We start from the raw sequence: 20,935 nt of genomic DNA on the forward strand, positions 1-20,935 counted from the left end.
AGACATCTGACGAAATCGGCACCGACCTGGTGCACACCCTCGCGGTGCCGATTTCATCGTCTCATGACGGCATCGCCGATCAGTTGTAGATCAGGTTGGGCAGCCACAGCGACAGGGTCGGCCAGTACGTCACCAGCGCCAGGAAACCGAGCATGGTCAGCAGCCACGGCATGACCGCGACGGTCAGTTCGGTGATGCCCATCTTGGTGATGCCCGAGGCCACGTACAGGTTCAGGCCCACCGGCGGGTGGCACATGCCCACTTCCATGTTGACCACGATGAGGATGCCGAAGTGCACCGGGTCGATACCCAGCTTCATCGCCACCGGGAACAGGATCGGCGCCAGGATCAGCACGATGGACGAAGGCTCCATGACGTTACCGGCCAGCAGCAGCAGCACGTTGACCACCAGCAGGAAGGTGATCGGTCCCAGGCCGGAATCGGTGATCCAGGCAGCCATCGTCTGCGGGATGTTCTCGCTGGTCACCAGGAAGGAGAACAGCACGGCGTTGGTGATGATGTAGAGCAGCATGGCCGACATCGAGGCCGAATCCAGCAGCACCTTGGGGACCTGCTTGAGGCTCATGTCCTTGTAGACGAACACGGCGATGAAGAAGGCGTACACCGCCGCCATGGCCGCAGCTTCGGTGGGCGTGAATACGCCGCTGTAGATGCCGCCCATGACGATGACCACCAGGAACAGGCCCCAACCACTTTTGCGGAAGGCGGCGCCGCGCTCGGCCCAGGTCGCCTTCTTCAGGCGCGGGTAGTTGTTCTTGCGCGCCAGGAACCAGGTAGTCAGCCCCAGCAGGAAGGCCAGCAGCAGACCCGGCACCACGCCCGCCATGAACAGCTTGCCCACCGAGGTATTGGTGGAGACCGAATACATCACCATCACGATGGAAGGTGGGATCAGGATGCCCAGTGCGCCGGAGGTGGTGATGACACCCGCGCCGAAGCGTTTGGGGAAGCCCTGATTGACCATCGCCGGCAGGATGATGGAACCGATGGCCACCACGGTCGCCGGCGAGGAACCCGAGACCGCCGCGAACAGCGCGCAGGCCAGCACGCCGGCCAGGGCCAGGCCGCCATGCCAGTGGCCGACCATGGACGTGGCGAAGTTGATCATGCGCCGCGCCACCCCCCCATGGGTGAGGAAGTTGCCGGCCAGGATGAAGAACGGAATCGCCATGATCTCGAACTTCTCGATCCCGGTAAACAGCTTCAGAGCCACCGACTGGATAGGCACGTCGGTCATCGTGAAGAGGAAGGTCAGGACAGTCAGGCCCAGCGAGATCGAGATGGGCATCCCGGTCAGCATCAGGGCAAACAGCAAGACGAAAATGATCAGTGCATTCATGCTTTACCTCCGCTGCTTTCTTCGTCCAGACCTTCCACGTGGGCATGGTCATGCTTGGGCAAGTCGCCAGTGCGGTAGAAATTCCACGCGACCTGGAGGAAGCGGAAACACATCAGGTAGGAACCCAGCGGAACGGCCAGATAGACGATCCACATCGGCACCTCCATCACTTCGGAGGTGCTGTCGTGCTGGGCGATGTCGTAGACGAATTCGGCGCCGAAGGTGCCGACGATACCGGTGAAGAGCGCGCCGGCAAACAGGCCGAAGAGCACGAACTTGTTGCGCCACGGCGTGTTCATGCGGTTGATCAGCACGTCGACGCCGACGTGGATGCCGGTGCGCACGCCATAGGCGGCACCGAACTTGGCCATCCACACGAACATGAAGATGCACAGCTCCTGGGCCCAGCTCATGTTGATCTGGATGAGCCGGTCCTGCAGCCAGGGAATATCCAGGCCGGAGGCGTAGCGGTGTACCACCGCCACGAAAATGATGAAGGTGGCCGCGGCCATGAGGAACGCGATCAGCCACTCTTCCAGATGGTCGAGTAACTTCATTGAAGTCTCCTTGCGCCAGCAGGCCGATACCGTAGTGGTATCAGCCCATGACATTGCTTGTTCGGATTGGTCTTGACAGGGAGGCGCCCGCCTGGCTACGCAGGCGGGCGGCCAATGCAGCCGATGATGCTTACTTCTGACCCAGAGCTGCCGCTTCCTTGTTGACGGCGTCGATCAGGTCCTTGCCGATGCGACCGGCCATCTGCTGCTGTACCGGCAGCAGGGCCTTGCGCCATTCAGCCTTCTCGGCGTCGGTGAGACGATAGACGGTGGTCTTGCCGGACTTTTCGACGGCGGCCAGGGCCGCATCATTTTCCTGCTGGGCGATGGCGTTGGCGTACTTGGTGGCATCCTTCATGGCGCCTTCGAGCTGGGTGCGCACGTCCGAGGGCAGACCGTCCCAGAACTTCTTGTTGACGATGACCGCATAGCCCAGGTAACCGTGGTTGGAGACGGTGACGTCCTTTTGCACTTCGTGCATCTTCTGGGTGTACAGGTTCGAGGGCGGGTTCTCGGTACCGTCGACCACGCCGGTCTGCAGGGCCTGGTAGACCTCGGAGAAGGCCAGCACCTGCGGGTTGGCGCCCAGTGCACGCATCTGTGCATCAAGTACCTTGGAGGACTGGATGCGCATCTTCAGGCCACGGAAATCGGACGGATGATGCAGCGGCTTGTTGGCCGACATCACCTTGAAACCATTGTCCCAGTAAGCCAGACCGGTGATGCCCTTGGGCTCCAGCTTCTTGAAGAGGGACTTGCCGATGGGGCCTTCGGTGACGCGATAGAGCACGTCCTTGCTGGGGAAGATGTAGGGCAGGTCGAAGACCTCGAACTCCTTGACGCCCAGCGGACCGAACTTGGCCAGCGACGGCGCCAGCATCTGCACCGCGCCCAGTTGCAGGGCTTCCAGTTCTTCCTTGTCCTTGTACAGGGTGCTGTTGGGATAGACCTCGACCTTCACGCGGCCATGGGTGGCCTTCTCGGCCAGTTCCTTGAAACGCTCGGCAGCCTTGCCCTTGGGCGTGTCGTTGGCCACCACGTGGCTGAACTTGATGATGATGGGCTGCTGCGCGAAGGCGCTGGCAGCCAGGCCGACATTGACGACGGTGGCCGCAGCCAGCGCAAAGACGATGGACTTCAGTTTCATGCTTGTCTCCCCAGTGAGGTTTGAATGATTGTTCGTTCTTCTCGGATATGGCCGGTCTTGATGAGAACCGGATTGTGCCCGCGAATTTTCGCGGGCTCACCAAAGCAGGGCAACTGTGGAAAACCACAATGTCCCGCTGCCTGACCTTCCCGCTGCGCGGGAGGCTGGCGCCGGGCCTGGGGGGCGGCTACACTGGCGGCGTCATGAAAACCGTCCCGCCACCGCCGATCGCTCACCAGCCCGATGCCGCCTCGCAGTTGCAGGCCTCAGGCCGCAAGACGACCATGCGCTGGCTGATCCCCTTCCTGCTGATGTGCCTGTTTCTGGTCACGCTGATCTGGCTGCCGCGCCAGGCCCAGCAGATGGAAGCCAGCGAACGGCTGGAACAGTTGATCGCCGATTCGCTGTGGGTGGAACAGGCGATCCGCTTCCAGTTGAGTCGCGATGACGAGAGCATGCGCATCATCGGCCGCGAGATCATCAATGGCCGCCTGCACCGGGATCATTTCCGCAGCCGCTTGAATGCCCTGCTGCGCAACAACCGCGAGTTCTATCGCGTCACCTGGTTCAATGCCGAGGGGCGAGCGGTGGCCTCCACCGACGATTTCCCTATCGGTCGCAACGATCTCTCACCCCCTTCGCTGATGACGTCCGACCGCGCGCAGCAGATGCACCGCCCGCTCTACAGCCCGCCGGCCGTGCCGCCCGGCATCGCCGAGCCGATGCTCATGGATTATCACGTGCCGCTGTTTCGCGACAACCATTACATCGGCAGCCTCGTGGCCAGCTACGCAGTGGCGCGCATCCTCAACGAGATGGTGCCGTGGTGGTTCGCGCAGGACAATGAAATCTCGCTCACCGATACCGACGACAATGTCGTGGCCCGCCGCACCTCGGGTGGACCGGGCCTGAACGTCTATACCCACCGGCGCGAACTGGAGCTGCCGGGCCTGACCCTGGTGCTGCATACCAACAGCACCAAGAGCGCCCCCAAGCTTCTGCCCAATCTGCTGGTGGGCTCGGTGATGGTGCTTTCGCTGGGCCTGCTGTGGAGCCTGTGGGCCTTGTGGCGCGACATCAACCGGCGCACCAAGGCCGAGAAGGCCCTGCTCAATGAAGCCGTATTTCGCGCGGCGATGGAAAATTCACTGGTCACCGGCATGCGCGCACGCGACCTGGAGGGCCGCATCACCTACGTCAATCCGGCCTTCTGCAAGATGGTCGGCTTCGCCCCCGAGGAGCTGGTAGGCAAGATCCCGCCCATGCCCTACTGGGCTCCGGAGGCCATGGATGAATACCAGGAGCGCTTCTCCAACGTGCTGGCCGGGCGCGCCACGCCGCAGTTCGAGACCATCTTCCAGCGCCGCGATGGCGAGCGCTTTCCGGTGCTGATCTTCGAGTCGCCGCTGGTGGACCAGGATGGCCGGCAGACCGGCTGGATGGGTTCCATTCTCGACATCTCCGAACGCAAGCGCGCCGAAGACCTCAACCGCACCCAGGAAGAAAAGCTGCAGGCCAGCGCCCGCCTGGCCAGCATGGGCGAGATCGCCTCGACCCTGGCCCACGAGCTGAACCAGCCGCTGGCGGCCATCTCCAGCTATACCACCGGGGCGCTGAACATGATGCAGCAGGGCCAGGCCGATCCCAAGGCGCTGCAACCTGCGCTGGAGAAGATCCATGCCCAGGCCCAGCGGGCCGGCCATGTGATCCGCAGCGTGCACCAGTTCGTCAAGAAGCGCGAACCGGCGCGCCAGCGACTGCAGATCCGGCAACTGGTGGAGAACGTGGCGCCGCTGGTCGAACTGCAGGCGCAACAGTTCTTCGTGGTGCTGCAGTGGCAGGTCCCCAAATCGTTGCCGCCCGTGCTGGGCGACCAGGTGCTGCTGGAACAGGTGCTCCTGAACCTGACCCGCAACGGCATCCAGGCCATGGCCGCCGTGCCGTCGGCGCGCCGCATCCTGCGCGTGAGCGCCGAGCTGACTCGCAATGACGATGGTGCAGAATCGGTCACGGTGTCGGTGATCGACCAGGGGCACGGGATTGCCGAGGACGTAGCGGCGCGCCTGTTCTCGCCCTTCTTCTCGACCAAGGCCGAGGGCATGGGCATGGGTCTGAACATCTGCCGCACCACCATCGAATTCCACGGCGGCACGCTCACTTACACCGATAACCCGGCAGGCGGTACAATCTTCCGGTTTTCGCTGCCTGCCCAACGCACGCAGCCACAATAACGAGACGCCTTCCCCACTCTGGAATCCCCGCCCGCATACCGATGCTGCACATAGTCGACGACGAAGAAATCATCCGCGATTCGCTGACCTGGCTGGCGCGCTCGCGCAACATCGCTGCCGTCGGCTACGAGAGCGGCACTGCCGTATTGGCCGCGCTGACCCATGCCACCGGGATCGATGCCGAGGGCGAATGCCTGCTGCTGGACGTGCGCATGCCCGGCACCAGCGGCGTGGCGCTGTTCAACGAACTCAAGACCAAGGGGCTGCTGCACCGGCGCCCGGTGATCTTCCTGACCGGTCATGGCGATGTGCCCATGGCGGTCGATATGCTCAAGAACGGCGCCTTCGATTTCTTCGAGAAGCCCTTCAATGACAACCAGCTGATGGATCGCGTGCTGGAAGCCCTGGAAAGCTCGCGCGCCGGTGGTGCCGAAGATGCCGTGCAGAGCCGCCTGGCGGCGCTTTCGGCGCGTGAACGCGAAGTGCTGGACCTGATCCTGGCCGGCAAGATGAACAAGGTCATTGCCGATGAACTGGGCATCAGCATGCGTACCGTGGAAGTCCATCGCGCCCACATCTTCGACAAGATGAACGTCAAGACCGCCGTCGAACTGGCGCGGCTGCTGAAGTAAGCGCTGTGGAAATCCTCAACCTTCTGCTGCCCGACTTCAGCCTCATCGTGCTGGGCGTACTGGTCTATCGTCTCTCCAACTGGGGCGACGAATTCTGGGCAGGCATGGAAAAGCTGGTCTACTTCATCCTCTTCCCTGCCCTGCTGTTCTATTCCACGGCGCGCCTGAAGGTCGACCTCTCGGTCACCGGCGGCATGGTGCAGACCGGCGTGAGCTCGCTGCTGGTGGGCATCGCGCTGACCTGGCTGGGCAAACCCCTGTTGCGTGCCACGCCCATGACCTACGAGTCGGGCATGCAGTGCGCCTATCGCTTCAACTCCTATATCGCCCTGGCACTGGCCACCCGCATGGCCGGCGAGGAAGGTGCGGGCCTGATGGCCATCCTGCTGGGCTTTGGCGTGCCCCTTTGCAATATCGCCGCAGTGCATGCGCTGGCCGCGAAAAACAGCAACCTGCTGCGCGAGCTGGCCCGCAATCCCTTGCTGGTGGCGACCGCTGGCGGCCTGACGTTTTCTGCACTGGGCCTGCATCTGCCGGAAGCGGCCAGCGTGGTGCTCTCGCGCCTGGGTGCCGCCTCCATTGCCCTGGGTCTGCTGATGGTCGGAGCCGGGCTGCGCCTGTCGGGATTGAAGGAGAGCAAACCGGTGGTGGCCTGGTTCATCGTGATCAAGCTCTTCGCCGTGCCGTTGACCGCCTATGTGGTCGGCATGCTGTTGCACCTGCCGCCGTTGCAGTGGCGCATCGTGGTGCTGTTCTGCAGCCTGCCCACCGCCTCCAGCGCCTACATCCTGGCTGCGCGCATGGGCGGCAACGGTCCCTTCACGGCCTTCCTCATTTCACTCGGAACCATGCTCTCGGCGCTGACCATCCCGATCTGGCTGGCGCTGGTGCACTGATAGGCCGACGCGCGCTAGGTGATACCGTGGCGTGCCAACGCCCAGGCCACATGCTCGGCCACCAGCGCCGAGGGATGCCCCTGGCGGGCACGCAAGGCCGCCACGATGGCGGCATCCCCCCGATGCGAAGCGACCGCGGCGGCATTGCCCAGGCCCACGGCCAGGTTGCGCAGCCAGCGTTCGTGACCAATGCGGCGAATGGCGCTGCCTTCGGTATTTTTCAGGAATTCTGCTTCGCTCCAGCCGAACAGGTCGACCAGGCTGGCGCTATCGAGTCCGTGGCGCGGGTCGAAGTCTGGCAGGCTGGCGCGCTGGGCGAACTTGTTCCAGGGACAGTAGAGCTGGCAGTCGTCGCAGCCGTAGATGCGATTGCCGATCAGCGGGCGCAGCGCTTCCGGGATGCTGCCCTTGAGTTCGATGGTGAGGTAGGAAATGCAGCGTCGCGCATCCAGTTCGTAAGGGGCGACGATGGCGCCCGTCGGACAGGCCGTGATGCAGGCGCTGCATTGGCCGCAATGCGACGTGACCGGATCATCCACCGGCAGCGGCAGGTCGGTCAGCATCTCGCCCAGGAAGAACATCGAACCGGCCTCCCGGTGCAGCAAGAGCGTGTGCTTGCCGCGCCAGCCCAGCCCGGCCTTCTCGGCCAGGGCCACTTCCATGACCGGGGCCGAATCGGTGAAGACGCGATACCCGAAGGTACCGATGCGCCCCTCGATGCGGGTCGCCAACTGCTGCAGGCGCGCGCGCAGGACCTTGTGGTAGTCGCGTCCGCGCGCATAGATCGAGACCTGGGCCGCCGCAGGATCGGCACTGCGCGCCTCTTCGCGGGCGCGCCAGTCGGGCTGTTCGGACCGGGCGGGGTCGACGGCGGCCGGCAGATAGGGCATGCGCACGCTGACCACGCGCACCGTACCGGGCACCAGTTCGGCCGGCCGCGCGCGTTTCATGCCGTGGCTTGCCATATAATCCATCTCGCCGTGATACCCCTTGTCCAGCCAGGCCTGGAAGCCCGCTTCGCGGTGTGACAGATCGACGTCGGCAATGCGCACGTCGGCAAACCCCAGCTCGCGGCCCCAGCGCTTGATGGTCGCGGCCAGCGCCGCCAGGAAGGCGGGATCAGCAAGATCGACGGGTGTAGAGTCGGACGACATGCGGCATTGAACCTTGAAACCAGTATCTTGTAACTTGTAACGAACCATCCCGGATGACCCAGAACAGCATGACGATGCAGCGACTCCATCTCCACCTGCCCGACGAAACCGCCACCGCACGGCTGGGCGCCGACCTGGCGCAGGTGCTGGTGCCGGGCCTGGCCATCTACCTGCACGGCGACCTGGGCGCGGGCAAGACCGCGCTCACGCGGGCCCTGCTGCATGCGGCGGGCTATCAGGGACGCGTCAAGAGCCCGACCTACACGCTGGCGGAGCCCTATGAAGTTTCCTTCGCAGGCCGCATGGTAACAGTCATCCACTTCGATCTGTACCGCATGGCCAGCCCGGAGGAATTTCTCGATGCCGGTTTTCGTGAACATTTCAGCGAAAACTCCGTCTGTATCGTCGAATGGCCTGAAAAGGGCGATCCGGTGTTGCCGCCACCGGACATACACGTCAACCTGTCGCTTGCAGGGGACGGTCGTGATGTAGAATTGCGTGCGTTGTCCGACAAGGGTCATCAATGCCTCGCTCGACTGAAATTCGCTCCCAACCTGTGAAGTCCAAAACCCGCCGCACCATCATCAAAGCCGGCGGCGCCCTGTTCGTCTCCGTCGTCACTCCCCTGCCCGCCCTGGCCTCGCAGATCCTGGCCGTGCGCGTCTGGCCGTCCGAGGATTACACCCGGGTCACGCTGGAAAACGACAGCAATCTCAAGGTCACCCACTTCGTGGTCAAGAACCCGGAGCGCCTGGTGGTGGACATCGAGGGCATCGACTTGAACAGCACCCTGAAGGACCTGGTTGCCAAGATCCAGCCCAACGATCCTTACATCAGGCAGGTACGCGTCGGCCAGAACCGCCCCAGCGTGGTGCGGCTGGTGTTCGACCTGAAGGACGAGATCAAGCCGCAGGTCTTCACCCTGGCCCCGGTGGGCGAGTACAAATATCGTTTCGTCATCGACCTGTATCCGGCCAACCCGCCCGATCCGATTGCCGCCCTGATCCAGAAGGGCGACTGGAACAAGGAAACCCCGGCCACTCCGCCCCTGGCACAAGGCCCGGCGACGCCGCAAAAACCCGATCCGGCCCCGCTGGCCGAGCTCAAGCCGCCGCCGGAAGACAAGAACGAGCGCAACCCCAAGGTGGTGCAGGACGAGCCGCGCATGCAGCTTACCCGCATGATCACCATCGCACTGGACCCCGGCCACGGCGGCGAAGACCCCGGCGCCACCGGCGCGCGCGGCAACCGCGAGAAGGATGTGGTGCTCTCCATCGCCAAGCGCTTGAAGCGCAAGATCGAGCAATATCCCAACATGCGCGTCATGCTCACCCGCGACGCCGACTTCTTCGTGCCGCTGGGTCAGCGCGTGGTCAAGGCCCGCAAGGTACAGGCTGACCTGTTCGTCTCCATCCATGCGGATGCCTTCGTGCAACCGACCGCGCGCGGCTCCTCGGTGTTCGCCCTGTCGGAAAAGGGCGCCAGCTCCACGGCGGCGCGCTGGCTGGCCAACAAGGAAAACTCCGCCGACCTCATTGGCGGCGTCAACATCAAGACCCACGACCGCCAGTTGGCCAGCGTGCTGCTGGACCTGTCGACCACCGCCCAGATCAACGACAGCCTGCGTGTGGGCAATGCGGTGTTGAAGGAAATCGGCGGCATCAACAAGCTGCACAAGGGAATGGTGGAACAGGCCGGCTTTGCCGTGCTCAAGGCACCGGACATCCCCAGCATCCTGATCGAGACCGCCTTCATCTCCAATCCGGAAGAAGAAGCCAAGCTCACCGACGAGCACTACCAGGACAAGATGGCCGACGCCATCCTGACCGGTATCCGCAACTACTTCGCCAGGAACCCGCCGCTGGCCAAGAACCGGATGACCTGAGTCTTGGCCCTTGCCGGCAGGCCATGAAAAAACCCGGCGCTGCCAGCAGGCCGGGTTTTTCTTTGGGTGTCGCAGGCTCTGCGGGCTGGCGTAACAGTCCCTCGGGACATCAGGCGTTGCTGACCTTGCGCTTGCCGCGCAGCTTGCGCCAGAGCTGCCACAACGCCCCCAGCACGATGGGGAAAATCGCAGCGACCATGCCGATGAGGACCAGCGTATTGAGGTTCTCCTGTACCAGCGGGATATTGCCGAACAGGTAGCCCAGCACCACCAGACTGACCACCCAGAGGAAGGCGCCAAGTACGTTGAAGAGCTGGAAGCGGCCAAAGTGCATGGCCGACACGCCGGCGATGAAGGGCGCGAAAGTACGCACGATGGGGGTGAACCGGGCGATCACGATGGTCTTGCCACCGTGCTTTTCGTAGAAGGCGTGGGTCTTGCGCAGGGCGTCGGGATTGAGCCAGCGGTAGTTGTGGGTATAGACGCGTTGTCCGACCCAGCCGCCGATCCAGTAATTGAGCGTATTGCCGGACACCGCCGCGGCCACCAGCAGCCCCATGAGCAGCCAGATATCCATGGCCCCCAGGGCACAGAAGGTGCCGGCAATGAACAGCAGCGAATCACCCGGCAGGAAAGGCAGCACCACCAAACCGGTCTCACAGAACACGATCAGGAACAACACGGCATAAATGAGCGGGCCGTACTGCTCGATCAGGACGCCCAGATATTTGTCCACGTGCAACAGCACGTCCAGCCACTGCAGATAATCCATAAAGCCCAATCGTTGGTGATTCATCAAGGCCGGGACTCCCCATCGCCACGCGGCCGGATATTCCCCGCAAGCAGTGTCCGCCGGGGCTCTATCGCGCAGGCGAAGCGATCATCCACGCCTGCGCAGGCATCATACAGCACTCGCCCCGGCCAGACTCAAGAAGCTGGCCGCGCTGTCGATAAAATCCTTGAAGGAAACTTCTCCCGCACCAATCCTCACGCAAGATCGCAGGCCTGTTGCACTGCGCCTGCGGTGGATGCACGAGAACGCACAAGGGGAAGGATTTGGCATATGATCAAGTCAGATTCCTTCAGATTTCATATGCACTATATGCACCAGGAAACATAACTTGCCTGTTCCGGAGCCGGGGCTCCCGGCTGCGCGGCAGACAGGACGGGGCTGACGGACGAGGTCCATCGCGCCCGCCGGGAGCAGGCGAAAAGCCGGAGGAACCGGGACAATGCAACTCCGCACTGCATGAGGCAAGACGCACCAGGCGTCATTACCGGCCAGAGGGGGCGCTGTATGGGGAGCCAGAGGTCATTGGTGGGCCAGTTCGAGCAGCCGTCGCAGTCGCTGGGAGACCACCAGCGCCTGCGCGAGGATGAACGCGAAGCGCTGCTGGGCGCCTTGTGGCGTTCCATGGCCATTCTCGAATTTGCGGCTGATGGCACCATCCTGGATGCCAACGACAATTTCCTGTCCATGCTGGGCTACCAGCGTCATGAAGTCATCGGCCAGCCGCACCGCATGCTGTGCGATCCCGCCTATGCCGACAGCGACGGATACCAGCATTTCTGGCAGCACCTGCGCCAGGGTGAAGTGATTGCCGGCACCCTGCAACGCCGCCGCATCGACGGGACCCTGGTCTGGCTGGAAGCCTTGTGCAGTCCCATCCTGGATGCCAGCGGCCAGTTGCTGAAGGTGATCTCGGCGGCCTCCGACATCAGTTCCCACATCGATGACTCGCACCACAGCAACAACGTCCTCAGCGCCCTGAACCGCTCGCTGGGCGTCATCGAGCTCTCCCCCGAAGGCAGGATCCTGGCGGCCAATCGCAACTATCTCAAGACCATGGAATACCTGGCCGAGGATCTCATCGGCCAGCCGCACAGCCTGCTCTGCCCGTCCGATTACGCCGCCGGCGAGCAATATACCGCCTTCTGGCACGATGTCAGCAACGGCCGCTTCTTCTCGGGCCGCTTCCCGCGCCGCACCCGCAGCGGACGCACGATCTGGTGGGAAGCCACCTATTCGCCCCTGCTCGATCCGCAAGGGCAGCTCGAACGGGTGATCTGCATCGGCAACGACGTGACCTATCGCGTCACCCGCGAAAAGAGCGACCGCGAACACCTGCACCTGCTCTCGCTGGGCATCAACGAGACCGACAACGCGGTGCTCATCACCGACGAGCAGAACCGCATCGTCTTCCACAACACCGGCTTTACCCGCATGCTGGGCTTCCAGAGCCAGCAGACCATCGGCAAGCTGCCGCGCGAGCTGTTTGCCGACCATCCGACCTTCGTCAAGTCGATCGAACGCTGTCACGGCGAACTGCTGCAGGGACACAGCTTCCACACCGAGGAACTGATCCACGATTTCCACGAACAGCCGGTATGGATCTCGGCCGTGGTCAATCCCATCCTGGATGGAGAGGGCAAGCTCATCAATGCCGTCTGCGTGATGACCGACATCACCAATACCAAGGTCCACGAAGTCCTGCAGTACCGGGTGCTCAACGCCATGGCGCGGGATTGCTCCTTGCCCGAGCAGATGAACCTGCTGTGCGAGGAAGTGGAGCGGGTCGCGCCCGAGGTGATCGCCTCGGTGCTGCGCGTGGACGAACAGGGCCGCCTGCACACCCTGGCCGCCCCCAGCCTGCCGGAGGGCTACACGCGCGCCATCGAAGGCATCCAGATCGGTCCACTGGTGGGGTCCTGCGGCAGCGCCGCCTATACCGGTGAGAGCGTGGTCTCGGAAGACATCGCCACCGATGCGCACTGGACCGACTACAAGGAGCTGGCACTGGGCCATGGCCTGCATGCCTGCTGGTCGACACCGATCAAGTCGGCCGATGGCAAGGTCATCGGCACCTTCGGCTTCTACTATCGTCAGCCACGCCAGCCCACGGCCTTCCATCACCTGCTGGTCGATGCCGGCCTGCACCTGTGCGCGCTGGCCATCGAGCGCGAAGCCTCGCGCGCGCGCATTCATCAACTGGCTTTCTACGATTCGCTGACCAGTCTGCCCAATCGCAGTCTGCTGCTGGTGCAGGCCGGCCAGGCAATTGCGGCAGCCGAACGCAACCGCAGCACGGTGGCGGTGATGTTCATCGATCTGGACCGCTTCAAGCAGGTCAATGATTCACTGGGCCACCAGGCCGGCGACGAACTGCTGCGCACGGTAGCGACCCGCCTGCAGTCGCAGGCACGGCGCTCGGACATCGTGGGCCGGCTCTCGGGCGACGAGTTCGTGGTGGTACTGACCCAATACGACACCGACCACCTCACCGAGGTGGTCAAGCGCATCCAGGAACGCCTGGCCATGCCCTGCCACATCAACGGCACCCCCTTGAATCCTTCGGCCAGCATCGGCGTGGCGATCTACCCCGACAACGGCCACGACATCGAGACCCTGCTGCATCGCGCCGACATCGCCATGTACCAGGCCAAGGCCGTCAACCGGGGGCGCTTCAGTTTCTTCAGCGAGGAGATGAACAGCCTCGCCCAGGAACGCCTGGCCTTGGAAAGCGCACTGCGGGACGCCCTGCGCGGCGGCCGCTTCGAACTGCACTTCCAGCCCCAGATCAAGCTGCACGACCTGAGCCTGCATGGCGTGGAAGCCCTGGCGCGCTGGCACGATCCGCAACTGGGGCAGATTTCCCCGGGGCGTTTCATCCCGATTGCCGAGGAATGCGGGCTCATCGGCGAACTGGGCAAGTGGGCGCTCGAAGAAGCCTGCTTCCAGCTCTCCGACTGGCGGCGGCGCGGCATCCAGGTGCCGTCGGTCTCGGTAAACCTCTCGGCCACCAATTTCCACGACCTCGACCTGCCGCAATTTCTCACCGGCCTGCTGCGCCGCTACAGCCTGGCACCTACCGACCTGACCCTGGAAATCACCGAAACCGTGCTCATGGATACCAACCCCAGCACCAACCAGACCATCGCCGCCGTGCATGCGCTGGGTATTCCGCTGGCCATGGATGACTTCGGCACCGGCTATTCCAGCCTGGGCTACCTGCGCAAGCTGCCGGTCTGCGAACTCAAGCTGGACCAGAGCTTCGTGCGCGACATGGCCAAGGACGAAGCGGTCAGTGCCCTGACCAATGCCGTCATCCGCATCGGCGAAAGCCTCAAGCTCATCGTGGTGGCCGAAGGTGTGGAAGACGCCGAGCAGTACCGCCTGCTGGTCAGCCAGGGATGCGACGTGGCGCAGGGCTATTATTTTTCGCGGCCGATGTCGGCCGATCAACTGGAGCACTGGGTGCGCGACTACCGCAGCAGCCCGGTACCGACGGAACATGGAAGCACACCTGTGAAGGGAATCTGAGCGCCAGGGAAAGCGGCAAGGGCAAGGGAGACCGGGAATCTCATGCCAAAAAAGCACTTTCCCGCTGGAAAAACAACAGCATAGTTACATGTGGGCGCAAACATTCGAAGTATTTTGATCTGCCGCAAAAAGCTGACGATATACTGACGGCCTCCCCCGCAAGTACCGTGATTTCAGCATGAACGTTGGACCTCCACCAAGGTGGCTCATGACGTTTTCGACCCAGTGGCATTGCCGTTTCGGCAATCCGATACAGCAAGTCAGTCCGTTGGCCTGACTCTCATCGGTTCGCAGGCACAGTGCTGCAGGACGTTCCGTACGACGGAAACAAGGAGGGCTGACGCTGGCGAGATGAACACGCAGGCAGTTGTCGTCATCGCTCCCCGGATGGTTTCTGGTTCGGTATTTGTTTTTCCATATTCTTTGACTTCAAGAACAACAACACCCATGGCCAATGCAATGTCTGGTGCGCGCGGCGCATCCCTTTTCCTCCGTTCGGTCGGTGCAAAACTGACTGCCATGACGGTGGCCCTGGTGGGCATCGTCTTCGTGATCGCCCTGATACTGATCACCTATTCCGCCTCGCGCATGGTGGAAAGTCGCTCCATCGAACAGATGGGCAACGATGCGCGCGGCGTGGCCAACATGGTCGGCATCTTCGACCGCTCCGTGAACAGCCAGGTGGACCGCTTCTCCACCATGTTCGACAAGGAATTCGGCAAGCTGACGCTGGACGAAAGTCGCACCGTACAGATTGGCGACCGTGCCACGCCGGTGCTGTCCAACGATGGTCGTGATCTGAACCTGGACTTCTCCATCCCCGACCGCTTCACCGCCAACACCGGCGTCACCGCCACCATCTTCGCCAAGACCGGTGACGACTTCGTGCGCATCTCCACCTCGGTGAAGAAGGAAAACGGCGACCGCGCCGTCGGCACCCTGCTCGACCGCGCCCATCCCGGCTATGCGGCGCTGAAGGCCGACAAGACCTACAGCGGTCTGGCCACGTTGTTCGGCAAGCAGTACATCACCAAGTACGTGCCCATCAAGAACGAGGCCGGCCAGATCATCGGCGTGCTCTACGTGGGCATCGACATCTCGGCCGACGTGAAGGCCCTGAAGGATCAGATCAAGTCCCTCAAGATCGGCGAGACCGGCAACTTCTACGCCCTCAATGGCCGCCAGGGCAAGGATCAGGGCGTGATGATTGCCGGTGCCCCGCGCGAGGGCAAGGAAGAAGGCGGCAACCTGATCGAGGCCAAGGATGCCGGCGGCGATACCTACATCAAGACCATGGTGCAGCAGAAGGAAGGGCAGCTGCGCTATACCGGCAGCGATGGCCGCAAGAAGATCGCCGTCTTCACCCACTATGCGCCGTGGAACTGGGTCATCGTCGGTGAAGCGGCGGTCGATGAGATCACCCACGAAGTCAACTCCATGCGCAATCTCTATATCGGCCTGGGTCTGCTGTTCCTGGCGGTGCTGGGGGCGATCCTGACGGTGGTGATCAACCGCATGATCACGCGCCCGCTGGATGCGGTGTGCGATGCCGCTGATCGCATCGCCGGTGGCGACCTGACCACCCGCCTGCACGTGCACAGCAGCGACGAGATCGGTCGCCTGATGGGCGCCTTCAACGGCATCAGCATGGGCCTGTCGGAAGTGGTTTCCAGCGTGCGCGCCGGTACCGAAGAGATCAACACCGCCGCCAGCGAGATCGCCGCCGGCAACCTCAATCTGTCCTCGCGCACCGAGCAGCAGGCCGGCGCCCTGGAAGAAACCGCCTCGGCCATGGAAGAACTGACCTCGACCGTGAAGCAGAATGCGGCCAACGCGGTTCAGGCTGATGAGCTGGCCGGTTCCGCCTCGGACGTGGCCAGCCACGGTGGCGAAGTGGTCGGCCAGGTGGTGCAGACCATGGATGCCATCAACAGCTCTTCGCAACGCATCGTCGACATCATCAGCGTGATTGATGGCATCGCCTTCCAGACCAATATCCTGGCCTTGAATGCCGCCGTGGAAGCGGCGCGCGCCGGTGAACAGGGCCGCGGCTTCGCCGTGGTGGCCACCGAAGTGCGTACGCTGGCCCAACGCAGCGCATCGGCCGCCAAGGAAATCAAGGAACTGATCGACGCCTCGGTACAGACCGTGGCCGGTGGCGGACAGCTGGTGGCCCAGGCCGGCAACACCATGAACGACGTGGTGGCCAGCGTGCAACGCGTCTCCACCGTCATCAGCGAGATCACCACCGCCAGCCGCGAGCAGAGCGAAGGCATTGACCAGATCAACCGCGCCATCGCCCAGATGGATGAGAGCACCCAGCAGAACGCGGCCCTGGTGGAACAGGCTGCGGCCGCAGCCCAATCGCTGCAGCAGCAGGCTGAACGCCTGGCCGCAGCGGTGAGCACCTTCCGCGTGTAAATCATTTATATCGTTTTCAGCGTGGTGACTGACTGATTGCCGCGCAGAAAAAACGCATGGCACAACCACCCTCGAAGCCGCCTCCGGGCGGCTTCGTCACATCCGGCCTGCGGCGTCGGCAGGTATAATCGCGCAATGAACGTACCGCACTCCTCCCCTGCCTCCGAACCGGCTGCCGCCCCGTCCCATCGCCCCATCCAGGCCCTGCCCGATCAGTTGATCTCGCAGATTGCCGCCGGCGAGGTGATCGAACGTCCCTCTGCGGTCGTCAAGGAATTGCTGGAGAACGCGCTCGATGCCGGCTCCACGCAGATCACCGTGCGCCTGGAGCAAGGCGGTGTCAAACGCATCGCCATCACCGACAACGGACGCGGCATACCACCGGAGCAATTACCGCTGGCACTGGCGCGCCACGCAACCTCCAAGATCGCTTCACTGACTGATCTGGAGAACGTCTCCACGCTCGGCTTCCGTGGCGAGGCGCTGGCCTCGATCGCCTCGGTCGCCCAACTGACCGTGACCAGCCGCACCGCCGATGCCCCCCATGCGTGGGAAATCACCGGCTCCCAGTTTGGTACCGTGGCCCCGGCGTCAGGCGCACAGGGCACCACCATCGATGTGCAGGACCTGTATTTCAACACCCCGGCGCGACGCAAATTCCTCAAGTCCGAGCAGACCGAATACGGCCATTGCGCCGAGGTCGTGCGGCGCATTGCGCTGGCGCGTCCGGATGTGAGCTTTTCACTCTCGCACAACGGCAAGACAGTCGATCACTGGAACGTCGGTGAATTCGCCAAACGTAGTGCCCACATCCTTGGCGACGAATTCGCCAATGCCCGCCTGCCGCTCGACGAAAGCGCCGGCCCCTTGCGCCTGCATGGTTTCGTCGGTCTGCCGACGGCCTCGAAGGCGCGCGCCGACGGTCAGTATTTCTACGTCAATGGCCGCTTCGTCCGTGACAAGCTGCTCACCCACGCCGTGCGTGCGGCTTATCAGGATGTGCTGCATGGCGACCGTTATCCGGCCTATGCACTCTCGCTCACGCTGGACCCGGCGCTGGTGGATGTGAACGTGCACCCCTCCAAGATCGAAGTGCGCTTTCGCGACAGCCGCGCGGTGCACCAGTTCGTCTTTCATGCGGTCTGGCGCGCGTTGGCGCAGACCTCGGCAGTCTCCTTCGGCAATCTGCCGCAACAGCAGCCGGACAATAGCGACGGCAGCACCGCGCCCGCGAGCGGACCGAATGCCCCGCTGCCCTGGATGCGTGAACAGAAACAGCAGAGCTTCTCCGCCCAGTTCGCCGAACAGCCGCGCCCCTTCTCCTTTGCCGGCAACGGTGCGCAAGGGAGTGGCGGCTTTGGCGTGCGCCAGGATCGCGCCGCTTACGGCAACATGTTCCGCAGCGAGCCTGCTGCCCAGGGCGGCGACGGCAGCGCTTTCCAGACCGCTGCAGAGCCCGCTGCACCGCTGCCCGAGGGCGACTTCCCGCTCGGTTTCGCGCTGGCGCAACTGCATGGCATCTACGTGCTGGCGCAGAACCGGGCCGGTCTGGTAGTGGTCGACATGCACGCGGCGCATGAACGCATCCTCTACGAACAACTGAAGACGGCGCTGGATGGCAACGAGATGTTCGTGCAGCCCTTGCTGATCCCGGTCACCTTTTATGCGGATCCGGTGGAAGTCGGCACGGTGGAAGAACACCATGAGACGCTGTCGGCCCTGGGCTTCGACATCGCAGTGATGTCACCGACGACACTGGCCGTGCGTGCCGTCCCGGCACTGCTGAAGAATGCCGATGCCCAGACCCTGGCGCGCGATGTGCTGCGCGATGTCCGTGAATATGGCGGCTCGCGTGTCCTGCTGGAACGTCGCAACGAACTGCTCGGCACCCTGGCCTGCCACACGGCGGTGCGCGCCAATCGCAGCCTGACGTTGCCGGAGATGAATGCGCTGCTGCGCCAGATGGAGGCCACCGAGCGTTCCGACCAGTGCAACCATGGCCGCCCCACCTGGACGCAGATGGGCCTGTCGGATCTGGACAAGCTCTTCCTGCGTGGCCAGTAAGGACGGTGCGATGACCCAGCGCCTCCCACTGGCCGTGGCCATCATGGGCCCCACCGCGTCCGGCAAGACGGCGGCCGCGCTGGAGATTGCCCGGCACCTGCCCTGCGAAATCATTTCCGTCGATTCGGCCCTGGTCTATCGCGAGATGGACATCGGCACCGCCAAGCCCAGCCCGGAAGAACTGGCTGCCGTGCCGCACCACCTCATCGACATCCTCGACCCCACCGAGGCTTACTCGGCCATGCAGTTCCGCCAGGATGCGCTGCGCCTGACGCAGGAGATTGCCGGGCGCGGCAAGCTGCCCTTGCTGGTGGGTGGCACGATGCTGTATTTCAAGGTATTGCGGGATGGTCTGGATGAGCTGCCGCAGGCTGATCCTGTGCTGCGTGCGCAACTGGATGAAGAAGCGGCGCGCATCGGCATGCCGGCCATGCACGCGCGCCTGGCCACGCTGGACCCGGTGACGGCCGCGCGTCTGAAGCCGACCGACAGCCAGCGCATTCAGCGCGCGCTGGAGATCAGCTTGCTGACGGGGCAGCCGATGTCGTCGTTGCTGTCGCAGAAGCCACCTGAGCCCTTGCCTTTCGCGCTATTGCCGCTGGCGTTGGAGCCTGCTGATCGTGCGGTGCTGCATGAGCGGATTGCACTGCGCTTTGACCTGATGCTGCGCGGTGGCGCATTGGAGCGCGAAGTCGCCGCCCTGCGCGCGCGTGGCGACCTGCACCTGGGCCTGCCCTCGATGCGTTGCGTGGGATACCGGCAGATGTGGGAATACCTGGATGGCAGCATCGATGCGGCCGAGCTGCGCGAGAAGGGCATTGCGGCCACGCGCCAACTGGCCAAGCGTCAGTTGACCTGGCTGCGTTCCATGCCAGAGCGCATCAGCATCGACTGCAACCGGCCACACGCCACGGCCGAGGTACTGGCGCGGGTGCAACAGGCGGTGGCGGAACATCACGGCGGATGAACTGCTGCGGCTGTGGATAAAAATAATCAGGAAATACGGAAAAAGTATTGACAGACAGCGACGAGACCTCTATAGTCTCGGGCTTGCCTCCTGGTGATATAGCTCAGCTGGTTAGAGCACAGCACTCATAATGCTGGGGTCGGTGGTTCAAGTCCACCTATCACCACCAGATACCCGTCGCTGCATGTGCAATCATGCGTATGCGGCGCCGTCCGAAAAACCCGCCTCTTCGAAAGAAGGGCGGGTTTTTTGTTTTGTCTTCAACACCCATTTCTTCACCTACCGTTCTATTCAAAAATAGGAATCTCTCCCCCTAAAGCCCTAAAACTCGAATATTCTCGAGAAAAACGGGAAAACACGAGGGAAGAATTGAATTTTTTCTGGGTCAATATCGGTAAATCGCACAAAGAGGCGATTGAAGGGCATTTTCTCTGGGCGCCGCTGCATAGCGAGAAACCTAAGGCCAGCGGTGGAGTACGCACGACTTACTTTAGCCACTGGAATTCGGTCGCTACCGTGCGCGCTGGGGACATCATCTTTTGCAATGTAGATCGCAAGATTGCGTATATCGCTGTCGCAAAATTAAACGCCTACGAGGCCGCTCCACCGACCACCCGGATCTTCAATGAATGGGATCCGAATGGGCGACGCGTCGATGTTGATTTTTTCGAGCTCGAACCACCCATCAGTATCGAAGGCTACATTCTCGATTCGTTTAAAGAGCGGTATAACGAACGTTGCACGCCGCGTGTTGTGACAAAGACTGGAAGCATATTCCAGGGATACATGGCATCGCTCCCAATGGATGCAGGGATCGATTTGTTACGCTTAGCAGGAGATCAGGAAGAAGCCATCGCCACAACCTCGCTCAACCTAAGTGCACCGATGGTCACGCCCAAAAGAGTCTCTTCCTCAACCACCAAACAAGCTTTGCGAGAAGCCCGGATCGGCCAAGGCCGCTTCCGGAGAGACTTACTCAATTTTTGGCAGCGCTGCCCGATCACCGGCATTACAAATCCTGATCTGCTGATCGCGAGCCATGCCAAACCATGGGCTATTTCTTCGGATGAAGAAAAGCTCGATCCTTATAACGGCTTCCTCTTTGCCGTTCATATCGATCGACTTTTCGATAAGGGTTTAATCAGTTTTAATCAAGACGGGAAAATTCTGATCAGCAAACACCTCTCCGAGCGCGATGCGCGTGTATTGAATATTCATCGCGAAATCGCTCTTCCAATCCAGCAAAATCATAAGAAGTATCTTGAAGCCCATAGGAACATTTTTGGTCTAAGCGAATGAC

General features: G+C 62.5%; 15 protein-coding genes and 1 tRNA gene. 11 read left to right on the plus strand and 5 right to left on the minus strand.

Annotated elements, in window-relative coordinates:
* Positions 1-79 precede the first annotated feature (79 nt).
* The 3 genes from HWE01_RS10610 to HWE01_RS10620 form a co-directional block, all read right to left on the minus strand.
* Positions 80-1,360: a TRAP transporter large permease gene (locus HWE01_RS10610; protein ID WP_008325761.1), complete on the minus strand. Its 1,281-nt coding sequence runs from the start codon at positions 1,358-1,360 to the stop codon at positions 80-82.
* Complete coding sequence (locus tag HWE01_RS10615) at positions 1,357-1,917, minus strand: TRAP transporter small permease (RefSeq protein WP_008325756.1); 561 nt, start codon at positions 1,915-1,917, stop codon at positions 1,357-1,359. The genes HWE01_RS10610 and HWE01_RS10615 overlap by 4 nt, the downstream gene beginning before the upstream one ends.
* Positions 1,918-2,047: 130 nt before the next feature.
* Positions 2,048-3,064 carry a TRAP transporter substrate-binding protein gene (locus tag HWE01_RS10620; RefSeq protein ID WP_008325752.1) on the minus strand — a complete coding sequence of 339 codons (1,017 nt, stop codon included), beginning with the start codon at positions 3,062-3,064 and terminating at the stop codon, positions 2,048-2,050.
* Between the two features lie 203 nt (positions 3,065-3,267).
* Between HWE01_RS10620 and HWE01_RS10625 the strand changes: the two genes are divergently transcribed.
* The 3 genes from HWE01_RS10625 to HWE01_RS10635 are packed head-to-tail and all read left to right on the plus strand — an operon-like array spanning position 3,268 to position 6,823.
* Positions 3,268-5,295, plus strand: a complete 2,028-nt coding sequence (locus HWE01_RS10625) for a two-component system sensor histidine kinase NtrB (RefSeq protein WP_034349758.1) — start codon at positions 3,268-3,270, stop codon at positions 5,293-5,295.
* Between the two features lie 41 nt (positions 5,296-5,336).
* Positions 5,337-5,927 (plus strand): response regulator transcription factor, encoded by a 591-nt coding sequence (locus tag HWE01_RS10630; protein ID WP_008325747.1) that lies wholly within the window; start codon positions 5,337-5,339, stop codon positions 5,925-5,927.
* 5 nt (positions 5,928-5,932) lie between these two features.
* Positions 5,933-6,823 carry an AEC family transporter gene (locus HWE01_RS10635; RefSeq protein ID WP_008325746.1) on the plus strand — a complete coding sequence of 297 codons (891 nt, stop codon included), beginning with the start codon at positions 5,933-5,935 and terminating at the stop codon, positions 6,821-6,823.
* Between the two features lie 14 nt (positions 6,824-6,837).
* Here HWE01_RS10635 and queG read toward each other — a convergent pair whose 3' ends face one another.
* On the minus strand, positions 6,838-7,977 hold the full coding sequence (queG, locus tag HWE01_RS10640) for a tRNA epoxyqueuosine(34) reductase QueG (RefSeq protein ID WP_241821797.1): 1,140 nt from the start codon (positions 7,975-7,977) through the stop codon (positions 6,838-6,840).
* Between the two features lie 74 nt (positions 7,978-8,051).
* Here queG and tsaE point away from each other — a divergent pair, with 74 nt between their 5' ends.
* Positions 8,052-8,537 (plus strand): tRNA (adenosine(37)-N6)-threonylcarbamoyltransferase complex ATPase subunit type 1 TsaE, encoded by a 486-nt coding sequence (tsaE, locus tag HWE01_RS10645; protein WP_034349755.1) that lies wholly within the window; start codon positions 8,052-8,054, stop codon positions 8,535-8,537.
* The gene (locus HWE01_RS10650) at positions 8,501-9,862 is read left to right on the plus strand and encodes an N-acetylmuramoyl-L-alanine amidase (protein ID WP_241821798.1); all 1,362 of its coding nucleotides are present in this window, start codon (positions 8,501-8,503) and stop codon (positions 9,860-9,862) included. The genes tsaE and HWE01_RS10650 overlap by 37 nt, the downstream gene beginning before the upstream one ends.
* A 109-nt stretch (positions 9,863-9,971) precedes the next feature.
* On the opposite strand, the gene HWE01_RS10655 is transcribed toward HWE01_RS10650, so the two are convergent.
* Positions 9,972-10,634, minus strand: a complete 663-nt coding sequence (locus HWE01_RS10655) for a VTT domain-containing protein (RefSeq protein WP_008325737.1) — start codon at positions 10,632-10,634, stop codon at positions 9,972-9,974.
* Positions 10,635-11,159: 525 nt separating this feature from the next.
* Here HWE01_RS10655 and HWE01_RS10660 point away from each other — a divergent pair.
* The 6 genes from HWE01_RS10660 to HWE01_RS10685 all read left to right on the plus strand — a co-directional run bounded on the left by HWE01_RS10660 (position 11,160) and on the right by HWE01_RS10685 (position 20,934).
* On the plus strand, positions 11,160-14,183 hold the full coding sequence (locus tag HWE01_RS10660; RefSeq protein WP_241821799.1) for a sensor domain-containing protein: 3,024 nt from the start codon (positions 11,160-11,162) through the stop codon (positions 14,181-14,183).
* A gap of 447 nt (positions 14,184-14,630) precedes the next feature.
* Positions 14,631-16,604 carry a methyl-accepting chemotaxis protein gene (locus HWE01_RS10665; RefSeq protein ID WP_241821800.1) on the plus strand — a complete coding sequence of 658 codons (1,974 nt, stop codon included), beginning with the start codon at positions 14,631-14,633 and terminating at the stop codon, positions 16,602-16,604.
* A gap of 135 nt (positions 16,605-16,739) precedes the next feature.
* Positions 16,740-18,668, plus strand: coding sequence for a DNA mismatch repair endonuclease MutL (gene mutL, locus HWE01_RS10670; protein WP_241821801.1), 1,929 nt, complete (start codon positions 16,740-16,742; stop codon positions 18,666-18,668).
* 10 nt (positions 18,669-18,678) lie between these two features.
* The gene (gene miaA / locus HWE01_RS10675; RefSeq protein WP_241821802.1) at positions 18,679-19,635 is read left to right on the plus strand and encodes a tRNA (adenosine(37)-N6)-dimethylallyltransferase MiaA; all 957 of its coding nucleotides are present in this window, start codon (positions 18,679-18,681) and stop codon (positions 19,633-19,635) included.
* A 92-nt stretch (positions 19,636-19,727) separates the two neighbouring features.
* Positions 19,728-19,804: transfer RNA gene (locus HWE01_RS10680), tRNA-Met, on the plus strand.
* Positions 19,805-20,004: 200 nt separating this feature from the next.
* Positions 20,005-20,934, plus strand: a complete 930-nt coding sequence (locus HWE01_RS10685) for an HNH endonuclease (RefSeq protein ID WP_241821803.1) — start codon at positions 20,005-20,007, stop codon at positions 20,932-20,934.
* Position 20,935: the final 1 nt, after the last annotated feature.

The organism is Herbaspirillum sp. C7C8 (assembly GCF_022627875.1).
Classification (GTDB): domain Bacteria; phylum Pseudomonadota; class Gammaproteobacteria; order Burkholderiales; family Burkholderiaceae_D; genus Herbaspirillum.

Coding starts and splice junctions, on each gene's coding strand:
- miaA (WP_241821802.1), top strand. CDS start 18,679: ATGACCCAGCGCCTCCCACTGGCCGTGGCCATCATGGGCCCCACCGCG.
- HWE01_RS10630 (WP_008325747.1), top strand. CDS start 5,337: ATGCTGCACATAGTCGACGACGAAGAAATCATCCGCGATTCGCTGACC.
- HWE01_RS10655 (WP_008325737.1), bottom strand. CDS start 10,634: ATGGATTATCTGCAGTGGCTGGACGTGCTGTTGCACGTGGACAAATAT.
- queG (WP_241821797.1), bottom strand. CDS start 7,977: ATGTCGTCCGACTCTACACCCGTCGATCTTGCTGATCCCGCCTTCCTG.
- HWE01_RS10665 (WP_241821800.1), top strand. CDS start 14,631: ATGGCCAATGCAATGTCTGGTGCGCGCGGCGCATCCCTTTTCCTCCGT.
- HWE01_RS10615 (WP_008325756.1), bottom strand. CDS start 1,917: ATGAAGTTACTCGACCATCTGGAAGAGTGGCTGATCGCGTTCCTCATG.
- HWE01_RS10620 (WP_008325752.1), bottom strand. CDS start 3,064: ATGAAACTGAAGTCCATCGTCTTTGCGCTGGCTGCGGCCACCGTCGTC.
- HWE01_RS10650 (WP_241821798.1), top strand. CDS start 8,501: ATGCCTCGCTCGACTGAAATTCGCTCCCAACCTGTGAAGTCCAAAACC.
- tsaE (WP_034349755.1), top strand. CDS start 8,052: ATGCAGCGACTCCATCTCCACCTGCCCGACGAAACCGCCACCGCACGG.
- HWE01_RS10660 (WP_241821799.1), top strand. CDS start 11,160: ATGGGGAGCCAGAGGTCATTGGTGGGCCAGTTCGAGCAGCCGTCGCAG.
- HWE01_RS10625 (WP_034349758.1), top strand. CDS start 3,268: ATGAAAACCGTCCCGCCACCGCCGATCGCTCACCAGCCCGATGCCGCC.
- HWE01_RS10610 (WP_008325761.1), bottom strand. CDS start 1,360: ATGAATGCACTGATCATTTTCGTCTTGCTGTTTGCCCTGATGCTGACC.
- mutL (WP_241821801.1), top strand. CDS start 16,740: ATGAACGTACCGCACTCCTCCCCTGCCTCCGAACCGGCTGCCGCCCCG.